At 53.2% G+C, this 16,734-nt stretch carries 10 protein-coding genes; 5 read left to right on the forward strand and 5 right to left on the reverse strand.

The window, feature by feature from the left end; genetic code table 11:
- Positions 1-90: 90 nt before the first annotated feature.
- From H6F67_RS15640 to H6F67_RS15660, 5 genes are all read right to left on the reverse strand, one after another.
- Complete coding sequence (locus H6F67_RS15640) at positions 91-255, reverse strand: hypothetical protein (RefSeq protein ID WP_190767555.1); 165 nt, start codon at positions 253-255, stop codon at positions 91-93.
- Positions 246-524, reverse strand: a complete 279-nt coding sequence (locus H6F67_RS15645) for a tetratricopeptide repeat protein (RefSeq protein WP_190767556.1) — start codon at positions 522-524, stop codon at positions 246-248. Before H6F67_RS15645 ends, H6F67_RS15640 begins: the two co-directional genes overlap by 10 nt.
- Before the next feature lie 224 nt (positions 525-748).
- Entirely contained in the window at positions 749-1,063 is a 315-nt protein-coding gene (locus tag H6F67_RS15650) for a CHAT domain-containing protein (protein ID WP_313926839.1), read from the reverse strand.
- Positions 1,064-1,094: 31 nt separating this feature from the next.
- The gene (locus H6F67_RS15655) at positions 1,095-1,304 is read right to left on the reverse strand and encodes a hypothetical protein (RefSeq protein ID WP_190767557.1); all 210 of its coding nucleotides are present in this window, start codon (positions 1,302-1,304) and stop codon (positions 1,095-1,097) included.
- Between the two features lie 132 nt (positions 1,305-1,436).
- Positions 1,437-1,964 carry a hypothetical protein gene (locus tag H6F67_RS15660; protein ID WP_190767558.1) on the reverse strand — a complete coding sequence of 176 codons (528 nt, stop codon included), beginning with the start codon at positions 1,962-1,964 and terminating at the stop codon, positions 1,437-1,439.
- A 370-nt stretch (positions 1,965-2,334) separates the two neighbouring features.
- On the opposite strand from H6F67_RS15660, the gene H6F67_RS15665 reads away from it, so the two are divergent.
- The 5 genes from H6F67_RS15665 (at position 2,335) to H6F67_RS15685 (ending at position 16,615) form a co-directional block, all read left to right on the forward strand.
- Positions 2,335-2,748 carry a response regulator gene (locus H6F67_RS15665; protein ID WP_199304451.1) on the forward strand — a complete coding sequence of 138 codons (414 nt, stop codon included), beginning with the start codon at positions 2,335-2,337 and terminating at the stop codon, positions 2,746-2,748.
- Between the two features lie 35 nt (positions 2,749-2,783).
- Positions 2,784-5,852 carry an ATP-binding protein gene (locus tag H6F67_RS15670; RefSeq protein WP_190767560.1) on the forward strand — a complete coding sequence of 1,023 codons (3,069 nt, stop codon included), beginning with the start codon at positions 2,784-2,786 and terminating at the stop codon, positions 5,850-5,852.
- A gap of 2 nt (positions 5,853-5,854) precedes the next feature.
- Positions 5,855-14,095 (forward strand): PAS domain S-box protein, encoded by an 8,241-nt coding sequence (locus H6F67_RS15675; RefSeq protein WP_190767561.1) that lies wholly within the window; start codon positions 5,855-5,857, stop codon positions 14,093-14,095.
- Positions 14,096-14,788: 693 nt separating this feature from the next.
- Positions 14,789-15,145 carry a hypothetical protein gene (locus H6F67_RS15680; protein ID WP_190767562.1) on the forward strand — a complete coding sequence of 119 codons (357 nt, stop codon included), beginning with the start codon at positions 14,789-14,791 and terminating at the stop codon, positions 15,143-15,145.
- A 492-nt stretch (positions 15,146-15,637) separates the two neighbouring features.
- On the forward strand, positions 15,638-16,615 hold the full coding sequence (locus tag H6F67_RS15685; protein WP_190767563.1) for a YafY family protein: 978 nt from the start codon (positions 15,638-15,640) through the stop codon (positions 16,613-16,615).
- Positions 16,616-16,734 lie beyond the last annotated feature (119 nt).

Raw genomic sequence — 16,734 nt, forward strand, 5'->3', positions numbered from 1 at the left:
CTGATTGGCTCATAGATGACTTGGCAAAGAGTTTAAGGGATACCTCGCTGCCAGAAGAATCACTGAACGATTTGTTTACAGTCGATCGAACTACCACTGACCGATCACACGGCTGGCCGTTGCTTGCAGGCGATCGATTAACTCTTGTGCTTGAGCCAATTCAGGATTGAGGCGCAGTGCCCTTTCTGCTGCGGCGATCGCTTCATCACAGCGCTCCAGATTTGCCAGTGCCAAACCTTTTAGTACTACGCCCAAGCATTATCGGGGTTGAGGGAGATCGATCGCTTCAGCGAAGCCAGTGCCGCTTCATACTGTCCCAGTGCACGTTGCACCCAGCCAGGTCGATACCAAGCAGCCGCATCTTGCGGATCAATGCGAACGGCTTGATTAAACGCTGCTAGCGCTTCATCAAAGCGATCGAGGTTCACCAGCGTTTCGATCGAGTTGTTTTGACTGAGTGCAAGTTGCGCCGAGACAGTAGGTTCGCCGAACGGCTTAGGCCGCGTTTGCGTCGGGTGCAGCAACAGCAGGCAGGGAAGCAGAAACGGCAGCAAGCAGAGCGATCGCAACGGGAAATGCAGCTTTGAGAAGTTTCATGGGGATTATCCTCATTCAGGTCATCTGCCTACACCTATTTCGGCGCGATCGACACCTATGCAAACTTGAACTGCTATTCGGCCTGACCGATGAGCGTAAAAGCTGCCCAATTGATTGGGTCAGGATGTTGCTGCATCACGCTGAGCATTGCCTATCGCAAGGCTTGCGCTTGATCGGGCTGCGCTTGCAGATTTTGGTAGAACTCAGTCATCAACTTGGCAGTCGGTGCATCAGGCGCTTTCCACAACGACACCAAAATACCCGCCCGCATCAGCGATCGCGACAGGCCAATCATGCCGTCACCCGTGATTCCGCCGCGTTCGGTATCACAAGCACTCAAAACAACTAGATCGGCATTCAAATTCATGCTGTAAAGTTCCGCACTCGTGAACAATCCATCATCTTGGGCAGAAGGGGTGAGGGCGATCGCCTGCTTATGTGAGAAAAGTGTTGCAGGCTGAATCAAAAGCTGGGGGGAAGCGCAGGCTGGTTTAGGCTCAGAAATAACGACACACCATTCCCATCGATTGGTCAGTCAACCTCAACAACAGGGGCAAGCTGTTCGCCACCTCCAAACCTTGGATTGGATGATGATCGGCATGACCCACAGCCAGAATGTGCATCTGAGCAGCTTTGGGATGTACGTCCACAGCCGTGCTGCCTTTGCCCACTCGCACCATCGCCGCTTTCGCCGTTGGCTGGCGCATCGGCGCATCAACCTGGCCGCATCAAGCGTTGGTTCAACAAGCACTTGCCAACTGGGGCACAAAGCGCCCCGACCTGAGCTTGGATACGACCTTGGGGTGGAATTGCTTTTGCAGGGTCTGGGTGCGTGTCGTCTACCGGGGGCGAACAAGTTCCCATCGCGGGGAGCGGGGTCGCCCAGCCGAGTAGTAGCGTGCGCCTGTGGACGATTCAACCAGTGTTGCGCCGATCATCCAAAAGTAGAGCGCAGCCCTGACTAATTCTGCAATTTGACGTACCCAATCCGTTGTTCTCAGTTGCGTGAGTAGCTCCGGCGTATTGCCTACCGTACCTAACTGACGATGAATCGGAAGCTGAATTAACACAGTGGATAAAAACGCACACAGCGCAAACGCGATCGCCAACACCAACAGCCAGCGCTTAATAATCCGAGGCGGAAAGCAGAGAACAAGCATTGCGAGTGCCAACTCAATTATGCGAGGCAGCAGCAGAACTCTGAGCGCCCCGCTAGTCATCACCCGATGATAGTCTGTAAAACTTTCGCTCCCGATATATTGCCAAGCTGGATAGTTCACAAACGCCTGACTCACATGTGCGCCTGTCTGAAAAAAGACAATAGCAAACAGCAGTAGAAATAGCAGCCGTCTTGTTGTTTCATGCATCGTTTTGTCCTCAGTGATTCTAATCGAGATTCTAATCGAATGTATTGTTGCACTAAACTATGACAACTATTACGGTCAGATTTGTGACAGTCGCTAGATGTGTTCTCCTCCGTCCAGTGCCACATCACCATTGAATAGAAATTGAAAGGAGGATAAGTGCAATTATCGAACTCCAACAAATAATGTGGCAGGGGGTTGACAATATCTGGTGAACTGGTTCCTTCGAGTACGATAACCTCTGCTTAAGATCGGCCACAAGGGGGTTGAACCTTGCAGATTGAAGTGGTGTACTCTTGAGTCCAACGCAGCAAAAAGGCGCTTACGTTTAGCATCTAACTGGGCAGGAATTTGAGCAAAAGGAGAAATGTCGATGACACAAATTCCTCACTCTTTAGTTGGCTTACGGGTGCTGGTTGTGGATGACGAAGCGGATATCCGAGAATTCATTACGGTTGTCTTGGAATCGCATGGGATGAGCGTCAAGGCAGTCGCCAGCGCAGCAACGGCATTCGAGGTGTTAGAGCCATTCCAACCGGATGTGTTGGTCTGCGACATTCGGATGCCGGGTGGGAGTGGGTATGACCTGATGCGGCAGATTCGCGACTTGGAAGCGAAGCAGGGCGGGCATCTTCCCGCGATCGCAATTACGGCATATCAAGATGAGGACTGGGAAGAATCCCTGAAGGCTGGATTCGAGGCACATCTCCACAAGTTTGCCCAGCCGATCGAGTGGATAGAGACGATCGCGCAATTCGCTAGCCCAAGAAGTGCTTCTCCAAACTAACCTTGTAGATAGCATTGCGATGAGGAGAGCCAGGTATGACGATCGCTTCCGAATCCCCCAATCCCTTATCTGAAACCGTATTTGCAGGCGGTGGCGAAATGGGAGCCTTGATGCGATCGCACGATTGGTCACAAACGCCGTTGGGTGCGATCGAGTCTTGGTCGCCCAGTTTGCGAACCGCCGTGAGTCTCTGCTTATCTTCTACGTTCCCCATTTCCCTGCTGTGGGGACAAGAGTTAATCCAACTTTACAATGACGGCTATCGCCCGTTTTGTGGTGCCAAACATCCTCAAACATTGGGTCGTCCGGTGCAGCAGAACTGGTCAGAGCTTTGGCACATTCTCGCTCCGCTGTTTGAAGGTGTTCTCCAGACGGGACAACCTACCTATGTTGAAAATCTGCAAATGTTTGCCAATCGCAATGGCTACCTTGAAGAAACTTACTTTACCTTTTCTTTTAGTCCCATTCGTGATGAAAGCGGTGAAGTTGCGGGCGTTTTCCATCCGATCATGGAAACAACTGCACAAGTGATTAGCACTCGACGGCTACGAACGCTGAGCGAGCTAGGAACAAATCTTGGAGCAGCAAAGACGTTGGAGGAATGTTGCCAAACTGCGATCGCCACGCTCAGCAACAGTGCCGCAGACGTTCCCTTTGTCGTGCTCTATTTGCTTCAGCCCGATGGTAAGCATCTCCGTCAATGTGGAACAACGGGGTGGGAGCAAGACTGGTTTGCCCTGCCTGAAAAGATTGATTTAAGTGCTTCAGAGGAACTAGAGAAATTTCCGTTTGCCCAAGCCATTCAGACGAAGGAGATTGAGCAAGTCAATGGATTAGCAAATGGATTAGCAAGCGACTTTAATCTGTCCAGTCCTGAATTAGAGCAACTGCCTTCTGCTGCTTTGGTTCTCCCCTTGCTTCAAGCAGGATCAGATCTGCTCACAGGGTTGCTGATTGTCGGAGTCAATCCTCGCCGTCCATTTGACCAGGACTACCAACAATTTTTTGAATTGATCGCGGCACAGGTGACGACTGCCCTGACCAATGTTCGCGCTTATGAAGAAGAACGCCTCCGCGCTGCTCGCGAAGCGGCACGCAGTGCAGCCCTGGCAGAACTCGATCGCGCCAAAACGACCTTCTTCAGCAATGTCTCTCATGAATTTCGCACCCCGCTCACTTTGATGCTGAGTCCTTTAGAAGATGCGTTAAACGACCCTGAACCGCTCTCGCCCAATCAACAGCAGCGAATCGAAGTGATACAGCGTAACGGGTTGCGGTTGCTCAAACTGGTCAACACGCTCCTGGATTTCTCCAGGATTGAGAGCGATCGCGCCTCAGCCGTTTACGAACCGACGGATCTGGCAACCTTTACCGCAGAGTTAGCCAGTGTGTTTCGGTCTGCGATCGATCGGGCAAAGTTGCGCTTGATAGTGGATTGTCCGCCGCTGCCTGAGCCTGTTTATGTCGATCGCGAAATGTGGGAGAAGATTGTGTTCAATCTGATCTCGAATGCGTTCAAATTTACGTTCACAGGCGAAATTACAGTTCGGTTGCAGCAAGTTGGTGATCACGTTGAGTTAGCCGTTCAAGACACGGGAATTGGCATTCCGGCAGTGGAAATTCCCCGTCTATTTGAGCGATTTCATCAGGTCAAAGGAGCGCAGGGACGCACGTTTGAAGGATCCGGCATCGGTTTATCGCTGGTGCAGGAATTGGTCAAACTGCATGGGGGTACGATCGAAGTCAGCAGTGTTGAGGGATCAGGCAGTTGCTTTCGCGTCTTCATCCCGACTGGCTGCGATCATTTACCCGCTGAACGGATTGGCGCAAGTCGCACGTTAGCAACCACCGCAACGGGAGCATCGCCCTACGTGGAGGAAGCGTTACGATCGTTGCCCCAAGAGGACGAAAGCACTCAGGCGATCGCAAGTCAGGAAAGAAGAGATATTTCCTTTGCACCCACCTATGCTCACGTTCCCTCATCGGCATCCAGTCGCATTCTGCTGGTCGATGACAATGCCGATATGCGGGAGTACGTGAAACGGTTGTTGAGTCAACGGTGGCAGGTGGAGACGGCTGCGAATGGGGCGATCGCCCTTGAAATGATTCAACAGCAATTACCTGATCTCGTCCTGACGGATGTGATGATGCCCACTGTGGACGGGTTCCAACTGCTCAAAACTTTACGGGCAGACCCGATCACCCAAAGTATTCCGATTATTCTCCTGTCAGCGCGAGCAGGCGAAGAAGCAACCGTCGAAGGACTCGAAGCCGGAGCCGATGATTACCTGATCAAACCCTTTTCCGCCCGTGAACTGATCGCACGAGTGGAAACGCAACTGCAAATGTCTCGACTGCGCCAGGAGCTATCCGCGAACCGCTTCAAAAATGAATTTCTCATGACGGTCACGCATGAACTGCAATCGCCATTGGCAACCATTCTGGGATGGGCGCGATTTCTCCAAACTAAATCGCTTGATCCAGACAAAACCGCAAAAGCATTGGCAGCGATCGAGCGGAACGCCACGATCGAGGCAAAACTGGTAAAGGATTTACTCGATGTCGCGACGATTCTCTCTGGAAAGCTGCGCTTGAAATCTCAGTTTGTTGATTTGGTCGCTTTGATACAAGGCATTGTTACAAAATTTCGTCCGCTGGCTGAATCCAAACCCATACAGTTAGTTGAGAAAATAGCGGATATCAGATTCAGTAACGTTATGGCAGATGGCGATCGCCTCAAGCAAGTCATGGCTAACCTGCTGGAGAACGCCATTAAATTCACGCCTCCGGGAGGGCAAGTCACCATTGAGCTAGAGCGTTTCGGTTCCGAGGTTGAAATCACGGTGAGCGATACCGGAATTGGCATTCATCCTGATTTTTTGCCCTCTGTGTTCGATCGCTTCACCCAGGCCGAAGTGCCCAGTCGTCATACACCCGGAGGAGTCGGGATTGGGCTGGCGATCGCGCGTCACCTGGTCGAACTGCATGGCGGGTCGATCGCCGCAGCCAGCGAGGGAGAAGGGCGCGGGGCAGTCTTTACCGTTCGACTACCATTGATTCACTCGACTCAGCCGACGATCGAAGCTCCAGCACGCAAGCCATAATCATGCAATCCCTTGATCCTGAATCCATCACTTCAGAGTTGCTAGCAGCAAATGCAGCCCTCGAAATCGAAATTGCTGAGCGCAAACAAATCGAAGCGCAGTTAAACGAGACGCAAAGACGACTCGAACTCTCGCTCAAAGGCGCAAATCTGGGAACCTGGACTTATCGAGTCGGGACAGACGAATTTTGGGCAGACGATCGCGCCCTGCAACTACACGGACACGCACCGGGAGAAACAAACACTTTTGCCGAAGCTGGAGCGAACATTCACCCAGAAGATTACGATCGCGGTCAGGCCGCATTCGCCACAGCGATTCAAACTCGCTCAAATCTGCAAATTGAGTACCGTGTGGTTTGGCGCGATCGCAGCGTTCACTGGGTCGCGTCTTACGCGGAGTTTGTTCCAGGCGATCGCCCAGACGAAGGAGTATTCTACGGTGTCGCGCAGGACATTACGGCAGCCAAGCGCGATCAGCGAGAGCGGCTTCAGACCGAAACTGCGCTGCGCGAAACGGAAACTCGGCTGCGAGTGATGATTCAGCATCTTCCCGGTGGAGCGGCCTTCGTGGTCGATCGCAATCTGCGCTATCTGCTGGCAGAAGGAGAAGCGCTGTCGATCGCCGGATTCAAACCGGAAGATTTGGTTGGAAAGACGGTTTCAGAAGCAATGCCGTCCGAACTGGTTGCCCGTTATGAGGCGGTGTATCGCAGCGGTCTGGCAGGAGAGACGTTTGAATTTGAACACGACGCCCACGATCGCTTCTACATCTCACGCGGAACGCCGCTGCGATCGGAGAACAATGAGATTTATGCCGTCCTAGCCGTCTCCTATGACATTACTGAGCGGAAACAGGCAGAAATTGCTCTGCGCGAATCGGAAGAACGGCTGCGGCTGGCGATCGAAGCGGCGCAAATGTACGCCTGGGAATTTGATTTAAGAACGAATACGCCTAAATTTTCAGAGAATGCTGAACAGGTGATCGGACGTTCACCTGCGGATAGTTTTGAAGAGAATCTAGAACACGTTCACCCAGACGATCGCGCCACTGTGCAGCAAGCGTTTGAGGATGCCCTGACGAACGGCGATCGCTTCCAGTACGAAATGCGATCGTTCACGCAGGACAATCAGCTTCAGTGGTTTCTAGTAATCGGTTCGCTGATTCGCGATGCTGAAAATCAGCCGATTCGGGCGATCGGCATTTCGCAAAACATCACTGATCGCAAATCTGCCGAAGCCGCTCTGTACGAGTCGGAAGCCAAATATCGATCGCTGTTCGAGTCGATCGACGAAGGCTATCTGCTCTGCGAGGTCATCTTCGACGAAAACGAGAAGCCGATCGATATTCTTTACCTCGAAGCGAATCCGGCGGCGATCCGTCTTGCTGGACGGGATTTCTCCGGGCGGCGGATGCGCGAGATCGACCCGAATTATGAAGACTACTGGTATGAACTGATCGGGCACGTCGCGCTCACAGGTGAATCGGTACGCGCCGAACACTATGCCGAACCGCATGGACGGTGGTTCGATTTTTACGCTTCCAGGGTTGGTGGGTCGGAGAGCCGCCGCGTCGCCAGCATTTTCCAGGACACCACCGATCGCAAGCGCGTCGAAGACGATCGCAAACGGCAGGAAGCAGCCTTGCGCGACAGCGAGGAACGGCTGCGCGACGTACTCAACTCGATGGCAGAGGGCTTTGCTCTCCTCGGAAGCGACTTTACGATCCTTGATGTCAACGAAGAAACGCTGCGGCTCGATGGACGCTCTCGCGACGAGTTGATCGGTCGCTCACACTGGGATGCGTTCCCCGGCAGCGAGGATTTGCCGATCGGCCAGATCTTCAAGCGGGTAGTGCGAGAACACACATCTGCCTCGCTGGAACACGAATACCGCTGGCCCGATGGTCGATCCTTGTGGCTCGATATGCGGGCTTATCCCACGCGGGACGCTGGCGTGGCGATCTTCTGGCGCGATGTGACCGATCGCAAACAAGCCGAAGCAGCTTTGCGCGAATCGGAAGAGCGACTCCAAAAGGCAATTTCGATCGAAACCGTCGGGGTGCTGTTTTTCACGCTGGATGGGCGCATCACGGATGCCAACGATACTTTCCTACGGATGAGCGGTTACAGCCGGGATGAGCTACGCAACATCCGAGACTGGCACGATTTGACTCCGCCAGAATTTCGGGATGTGACAAGCTGTGCGGCTGAGGAATTAGCAACTCTGGGCAAAACTGCACCTTACGAGAAGCAGCATATTCGTCAGGATGGTTCTCGCTGGTGGGGGCTATTTTCGCCGACGTGCCTCAAAGGAAGCGGACGCAATGCCGAATGCGTTGAGTTCGTGATTGACATTAGCGATCGCAAGCGCATCGAAGACGATCGCAACCGCCGCGAAGAACAGCAGCAATATCTGCTCAGATTAAGCGACGCATTGCGCCCGTTGTCCGATGCGGCGGAAATCGAAGAAACCGCTTGCCGTCTGTTGGGCGAGTCTCTCGGAGTCAACCGCGCTTACTACGTGGAACTCAACGAAGCGGAAGGCTACGGGAAAGTCGAACAACAATACTTGCGCGAGGGCGCATCTTCGCTGGCAGGCACATACGAGTTATCCGCTTTCAGTTGGACGCTGCCGTGTCTACGTCGCGACGAGACGATCGTGGTCTCCAACATTCATCAAACGGATTTGATTCCGCCGACGGATGTGCCAACGATGGAAGCGGTCGAGCAGGTCGCCATTATTTTAGTTCCGGTCGTGAAAGGCGGTGAGCTAATGGGTACGCTTGCCGTCAGCGAAATTGAGCCGCGCATTTGGAAGGATGCAGAAATTGAACTCGCGCACGAAACGCTCGAACGAATGTGGGCGGCGGCGCAACGTGCCCGCGCTGAACGAGCTTTGCGCGAATCGGAAACCAAATATCGATCGCTCTTCACCTCGATGGACGAAGGCTATTTCCTCTGCGAGGTGATTTTTGATGAGAACCATCAGCCCGTTGACCTCTTTTACATCGACGAAAACCCAGCCGCAATTCGCATGACGGGGCAAAGTTTTCGAGGGCGACGACTCAGAGAAATTGATCCAAACTATGAAGAATATTGGTACGAGATCTTTGGTCGCGTTGCCCAAACGGGTCAAGCTGAACGGCTAGAGCGATACGCCGAACCGGATCAAATTTGGTACGACTTTTATGTCTTTAAGGTTGGCAGCGATGACACTCGACGAGTGGCGGTGGTGTTCAGTGACATCACCGATCGCAAGCACGCAGAAGCCCAATTGCGCCGTGCGGCTCAGGTGGATGCGTTCCGGGTCAAGCTATCAGATGCCCTGCGATCGCTCACAGACCCGATGCAAATTCAAGCAGAAGCGTGCCGTCTTTTGGGCGAACAGTTGGGCGTTGACCGCGCCTTCTACGTCGAAATTTACGAGGTGGAGGGGTATGCCCGCGTCAATCAACATTATTCGCGCGGCGACTCGCCTTCGATCGTTGGAGATTACCCGCTGGCGGAATACGGGTGGAGTATGCAAATGATGCGAAGGGGCGAAACAATCGTCGTTGCAGATACGCAATCCTCAAACCTCGTTCCCGATGCTGAACGTGCAGCGATGGCGATGCTCCAAATGGTTGGGTTTGTTGCCCTGCCGCTGATCAAAGGAGAGGTCTTAGTCGGCGCACTCACCTTGAACGAACCCACACCCCGCGAGTGGACAGAGGTAGAAGTTGAACTGGTGCGCGAAACCGCCGAACGCATCTGGGCAGATATCCAACGCGCCCACGCTGAAACAGCCCTGAGGGAGTCGGAAGAGAAATACCGCACGTTGTTCGACTCGATCGATGAGGGGTTAGCGATTGTTGAGATGATCTACGACGACCAGGGCGAGATCGTTGACATCATCTACCGCCAGGTGAATCGCGCCTACGAACGTCAGGGCGGCGTTTACGATGTCGTCGGGCGATCGATCTTCGACGTTATTCCCGGCGTTGAGGATTACTGGCTCGACCTGTACAAGCGGGTTGCGAAGATGGGCGAGTCCGTGCGGGAAGAAAACTATCAGCAGGATGTCGATCGCTGGTTCGATGTCTACTTCTCGCGTATTGACGATACCGGGCGCTTCGTTGCGATCGTCTTCTCCGACATTAGCGATCGCAAACGGAGAGAAATGCTGCTGCGCGAGAACGAGGCGCGGCAGGCATTCCTGCTGAAGCTCAGCGATATTCTGCAACAATTCGTGCAGCCGAATGACATCAAAGCGGCTGCGATGCGCTTGCTTGGCGAACATCTCGGCGTGAGTCGGGCGCAGTATCACGAGTGCGATCGCAGCGGCGAATACTATAGTGCCGACGGGGTGGGCTATGCCAACGGCTTGCCGCTGCTGGATTTGAAGTATCGAATCGACGACTTCGGCACTTTTGTCAACGAGAATTTTGCCGCCGGACGACCCTACCGGATCGACGACTTAGAGGTTGATCCACAAGTCAGTGCCGCAGAACGCGAAGCCTATCGCACCTACCAAATCCGGGCGGGGGCTGGTGTGCCGTTGATCCGGGGCGGAAAGCTCGTCGCCATCCTCGCCATTCACGATGCTCACCCCCACGCATGGACAGACCTTGAAATGGATTTAATCCGCGAGACGGCAGAACGGATTTGGACACCGCTCGAACGTGCCCGCGTCGAAGAAGCACTGCGCGAAAGCGAGGAGGCGCTCGCCGCCGACCTCGCGAACGAGGAACTGCTGCGTGAACTCGCAGTGCGCCTCATTATCGAGGAGAATGTCACGACGATCTATGACGAGATCCTTTCTGCTACCATTGCCATCGCCCGCGCCGATGCGGGAACCATCCAGATCTACGATCTGCAAACGAAGTCGCTCGAACTGATCGCCAGCAAGAACTTCTCTCGCACCATCACCGACTATTTCTACCAGGTCGATGCCAGCAGCCGGACTGCCTGTGGTATCGCCCTGAACACGGGCCAGCGGGCATTCGTTGACTTCCCCGACGAAGTTGCGGATTTTGGATGTCAACTGCTCATCAACGAAGGTATTCAAGCCGCGCTGGCGCTGCCATTGGTTTCGCGCACGGGTACGCCACTCGGAATGCTGAATGCCCACTGGCGGGAGACGAGGTACCGTCCGAGCGATCGGGAACTACGGTTTCTTGACTTGCTGGCGCGGCAGGTAGCTGACCTGATCGAACAACGACAAGCCGAAGCTGCCCTGCGCGAATCGGAAGCCAAATATCGATCGCTGTTCACCACGATGGATCAAGGCTTCTGCTTCATCGAAAAGGTCGAGACGGCGATCGATGAACCGAGCGATTTTCGCTACCTAGCAGTGAATCCAGCATTCGAGCGTCATACCGAGATGCACAATGTTGTGGGTAAAACCATTCGCGAATTCGTCCCCGATGTTGAACAACGAGTGATGGACATCTACGATCAAGTGGTGCGAACCGGACAACCGCAACAGTTCGAGGAGTATATTTCAGCACTCGATCAATGGATCGCCGCAGAGGTCTTTCCGGCTGAACAGCCTAATCAGATCGCCGTTTTGTTCAGCAACATTTCAGATCGCAAACGCGCAGAAATACAATTGCGCCGTGCGGCTGACATGGATGCGTTCCGGGTGAAGTTGTCGGATGCACTGCGATCGCTCACAGATCCAGTTGAAATTCAAGCCATTGCCGCTCGTCTCCTGGGCGAACACCTGAATGCCAATCAGGTTCATTACGGCGAAACCATTGGCGATTATGTCGTCATTCAACAGGGATATGGTAACGGTCTGCCACCGATGATTGGCAGCTTTCGCTTTATAGATTTTGGCGAACGGCTGATTGCTGACTATCGGGCAGGACGAACCGCAGTGTCACGCGATGTACTCAACGACCCAACCATCACCGAAGCGGAGCGGCGAACGATCGCCGGAGCTGGTTTCCAGGCTTATATTGCTGTGCCGCTCACCAAAGAAGAGGGATGGGTTGCCACCCTTGCCGTTCACAGTATCGCCCCCCGTGATTGGACGACCGATGAGGTGGAGTTGGTGAAGGAAACAGCGGAAAGAACCTGGGCAGCAGTTGAACGTGCCCGTGCTGAAGCAGCGTTACGCGAATCGGAACTTCAGCGAGTTCGAGAACAATCTGCCCGCGAACAAGAACGCCAACGCGCCGAAGCATTGGCAGAACTCGATCGCGCCAAAACGACTTTCTTCAGCAACATTAGCCACGAGTTCCGCACACCGCTAACGCTCTCCCTGGCTCCTTTGCAAGATGCCCTGAAGAGTGTGGATGAGTGGATGAGTGGGAGAGTGGATGAGAACCCATCAACCCATCAACCCATCAACCCAGCGACCCTCAAACACAACCTTGAACTCGTCCACCGCAACAATCTCCGCCTATTGAAACTGGTCAACACCCTGCTCGACTTCTCCCGCATCGAAGCTGGACGGATGGAAGCGGTGTATGAGCCGACAGATTTAGCCCAGTTTACGATCGAGCTAGCGAGTGTGTTTCGGTCTGCGATCGAACGGGCAGGCTTGCAGTTGATTGTGGATTGTCCATCCCTACCCGAACCTGTGTATGTCGATCGGGAGATGTGGGAAAAAATTGTTCTGAATCTGCTCTCCAACGCCTTTAAGTTCACCTTTGAGGGCGAAATCAGAGTCAGTTTGCATTCGATCGATCGCAATCAAGCGATTCTCCAGATCCAGGATACGGGCACTGGCATTGCCCCTGAACATTTGCCTCATTTGTTTGAGCGGTTCTATCAAGTCCGAGGCACCCAGGCACGAACGCATGAAGGATCAGGAATCGGTCTTGCCCTGGTCAATGAACTCGTGCGATTACAGGGTGGAACAATTGAGGTCAGGAGCACGCCGGGAGAGGGTACTTGCTTTACAGTCTCCCTTTTGCTAGGAACAGACCACTTGCCCAGCGATCGCCTTCATCTTGAAGGCGATCGATCGCCTGTTCGCACCCTAGCCTCTACTGCAATGGGTGCCACTACTTATGTAGAAGAAGCCGAGCGATGGCTTCCTACCCAGAACAATCAAGACCAGACGATCGAGAGTACCGAGGAGCAAACGACCCAAACTGCTGATTCCTCACTCCCAAATCACAGGTCTGCCCGTGTGCTTGTAGCCGATGACAATGCCGACATACGAGAGTATTTGACTCGTATCCTCAGCGAACACGTTCAAGTCGAAGCCGTCGCAGATGGAGTAACGGCTCTGGCAGTGGCTCAAGAACGAGTCCCCGATCTCATCCTGAGTGATGTGATGATGCCAGGACTCGATGGGTTTGAATTGCTCCAGGCATTGCGAGCAGATTCGCGTACCAGAGAGGTTCCCATCATTCTGCTCTCGGCTCGTGCCGGAGAAGAAGCGATCGTCGAAGGACTGGAAGCAGGGGCAGACGACTACCTGGCCAAACCCTTCTCAGCGCAAGAACTCGTTTCTCGTGTTACGGCTCATCTCCAGACGGCGCAGCAACGCGGCGAAGCCCTTCAAGAAGCCAGAAGCACACTTCGCAGCCGGGATGAATTCATCTCCGTCGTTTCCCATGAACTGAACACTCCTCTAGTTTCGATTCTCGGCTGGACACGCCTGTTGCGAAGTAGTCCGCCCAACCCCACGATGCTGAGCAAAGCGTTAGACACGATCGAGCGCAATGCCACACTGCAAGCCAAACTGGTGCAAGATCTACTGGATCTCTCCCGCATCAGTGCAGGCAAATTACGGCTCAATCCTCAACCGATTGAACTACAGCCTGTGATTGAAACTGCGATCGCAACAGTCGCTCAAACCGCCACAGATAAAGGCATTCATTTAACTTGGCAGAAAAACGGCACGGAATCTGTTGTTGTGATGGGAGATGGCGATCGCCTCAGCCAAGTTTTCATCAATCTCCTCACCAATGCCATCAAATTCACACCCGAATCCGGCAGCGTTATGGTCGAACTGTCAGTCATGAATCATGATGGCTCTGCTGATGCTTCCTATGCCGAAATTCGGGTGATTGATACAGGCATTGGGATTGCGGCTGATTTTCTCCCCCATGTGTTTGAGCGATTCCGTCAAGCGGAAGGGGCGCATTCAGTGAAGGGATTGGGGTTAGGGTTAGCGATCGCCCGTCATATTGTTGAACTTCACAATGGCACAATTCACGCAGATAGTGCCGGAGAAGAGCAAGGGGCAACCTTCACCGTCAGGCTACCACTGCTGCCAAGTAGGGATGGTTTCAGCAGAGTTTAACCTGGTATTTGATTAAATTAAAACTCTATAGAACCGATTTGAGATCTTTGATGGCGAGCTAAGCTGGAAAATAAATGCCATCCTCCAACAGCTTAACTGACAAAGAGTGGCAGCGGTGCAAGCGTTGGGTTGAGAATTTCGAGCGAACGCTTGAGCCTGCCAGCGCCAAACTCAACCTGTGGCTTATCCGATGAATGCTTAAGCGCTTAGCATCTGCCTCGATCTCAAATGGCTTCTATAGGAACTTCCAGCGCGTCTTCACCTCAGACAAGTGACCTTGATACTTTCCTACCAATTGTTCTACGCGAAAGAACAGATAAATCATATTTCAGTTCTTCGCAGATTCAAACAAAATTCTCTGACTCCGTATCAAGAGTTTTTCTAAAATTTTTTCTGCCAAGTCCTCATCCGAAAGTTTACGTGGACTGTCACCCGATACAGATATCCAAAAATTTTTTCAGAGTGGGTAGCGATGACCCAGTGCCTAAAGCAATTATTGAATTCTGCTAAATTACTCTTCAGCCCTGGAAGGTACAACTCAATAAGCATTCTTAATCGAGCGCGTACCTTCTTAATTTTGTCCAATGTCCTCAGAAGAAGCAAAGCGTTCACTTGGGACTGATCACGCTCGACGCAGGCACGCAGATTCCTACTCGGCACTCTTAAGCGACGATCGATGACTATGCCGATCAGATGCAAGACGATCGCTGGGAGTGGAAACGCGAACCGCTGCCGAGGCTGTATTACGACGGGGAGAACTACTATCCCGAAGACGGACACCACTGCATTCGATCGGCAAGGCAGGCGCAGAAAGAATCGATCTACTGTGACGCTCATCCCGGCACATTGCGCGATGCCAAGTTCTACAGCATCGGTGCGAATCGCTATCATGGACTGCCGCGATCGAACTTAGATAAGCGCAGTGCCGTTGAGATTGCCCTGACCGATCCTGAATGGTGTCAGACGAGCGATCGCGCCATTGCCGATCACTGGGGGAATGGTGGCGATCGCTTACTGGCTGGGCTTTCGGCATGGACACGCGCAATGTGAACGGGCGATCACACGCATCTTAAACAAGATTGCCTACAGGCTGGGTGTATCACTCGATGATTGTTACTGGGACAGTCGGCGAGACTGGCAGCAAGCCGTGAAGGATGTCAAAGCTGAACTAGAAAGGCAGGTGAGCGATGAGTGAGCAGAGGGGTGAGAAGGAAGTAACGGCGCGCTTTACCGTTGATATGCCTTGATGCACAGTGAGCTTTCGGATCTGGCGACGAAGCATCGGAAGCAGAAGGTCGTGTTGGTGCGGAAGGCGATCGCACAGATGTTAGAAAACGAAAAAGAAATTTTGCAGTAGTGCAGTAATTTTGCGGACGAGCGGGGAATCCTTTGCAGAAGGTATGGGACGATGCACTGTCCAAGCCATTTTGCACAGACCCTAGCCCCAAGCACGAGCAAAATTTTTTGCAGTATTGCAGTAAAGCGGAAACGTTTTTGCCGAGTGGCTTCTCTAAGATGGGGTCAATCTACTGAATTGAACGTATGTCGCGTCACCTTGAACGGTTGCTCCAACTCGATGCCCTACTGCGCTTAGGCCAGCGCCACACGGCAGATAGCTTGGCTTTAGCACTCGAAGTGAGCGAGCGCACCGTTCGCAATGACCTCAATTTTCTACGCGATCGCTACCATGCGCCACTGGCGTCCTCGAAGTCCAAAGGCTACCACTATCTTGACCCCGACTGGCGATTGCCGAGTATTACGCTGAGCAAAGGGGAACTGTTTGCCTTGACGCTCGGAGCGCGAATGCTCGAAGCGTACGCAGGTTCGATCTATGCTTCTGAGTTGCGATCGGCGGTGAGTCGGCTGAGCGAACGACTGCCGGAGCAAACTTGGGTAGACCTGCAACAGGTCGCGGATGAGCGGATTTTGTTTCAGTCTGGAGCAAAAATCGACCTCGACCCGGATACCTGGCACAAGCTTGAAGATGCCTGTCGGCTGCGGATGTCGGTGCAGATGACCTACTACACCGCCAGCCGAGATGCAGTTTCAAAGCGGCAGTTTGACCCGTATGTGCTGCATATCTATCGAGGCACAAATCCCTACGTGATTGGCTATTGCCACAACCGTCAGGAAATTCGCTGGTTTCGCGTCGATCGCATCAAGCAGCTTCAGGTACTTGAAGAAACGTTTGTGCCTGACCCCACATTTGATGCCAAAGACCATCTAGAGATGATTTTTCAGCACGAGGCGGGCGGAGTGCCACTGCCTGTGACGATTTGGTTTGATGCACCAACTGCGCCTTATGTTCGCGAACGGCGCTGGCATCCGACGCAGGAAATTCAAGAGCATCCAGACGGCTCGATGACGCTGTGCCTGACTGTCCGAGGGCTAAATGACCTGAAGCGGTGGGTGTTGGGGTATGGGAAGGGGGCGATCGTGCGAGAACCGCCGGAGTTGGTGGCGTTGGTACAGGCCGAGGTGGACGGAATGAGTCATCACTACAAATCAGGAGCAAGTTGAGAATGCTACAGGCAGCCTAAATAGGATGTGAACAAATGGTAGGCTGAGGGTGTGCCTCAAACTCTACCCTCTCAGACAATGGAAACGCTCGAACAGTTTATTCAAAGTAACCCACATAC

The sequence above is a fragment of the Microcoleus sp. FACHB-1515 genome, from assembly GCF_014696105.1.
Taxonomy (GTDB): Bacteria; Cyanobacteriota; Cyanobacteriia; order Elainellales; family Elainellaceae; genus JAAUTJ01.

Coding starts and splice junctions, on each gene's coding strand:
- H6F67_RS15655 (WP_190767557.1), bottom strand. CDS start 1,304: ATGCGCCAGCCAACGGCGAAAGCGGCGATGGTGCGAGTGGGCAAAGGC.
- H6F67_RS15660 (WP_190767558.1), bottom strand. CDS start 1,964: ATGCATGAAACAACAAGACGGCTGCTATTTCTACTGCTGTTTGCTATT.
- H6F67_RS15665 (WP_199304451.1), top strand. CDS start 2,335: ATGACACAAATTCCTCACTCTTTAGTTGGCTTACGGGTGCTGGTTGTG.
- H6F67_RS15670 (WP_190767560.1), top strand. CDS start 2,784: ATGACGATCGCTTCCGAATCCCCCAATCCCTTATCTGAAACCGTATTT.
- H6F67_RS15675 (WP_190767561.1), top strand. CDS start 5,855: ATGCAATCCCTTGATCCTGAATCCATCACTTCAGAGTTGCTAGCAGCA.
- H6F67_RS15680 (WP_190767562.1), top strand. CDS start 14,789: ATGCAAGACGATCGCTGGGAGTGGAAACGCGAACCGCTGCCGAGGCTG.
- H6F67_RS15685 (WP_190767563.1), top strand. CDS start 15,638: ATGTCGCGTCACCTTGAACGGTTGCTCCAACTCGATGCCCTACTGCGC.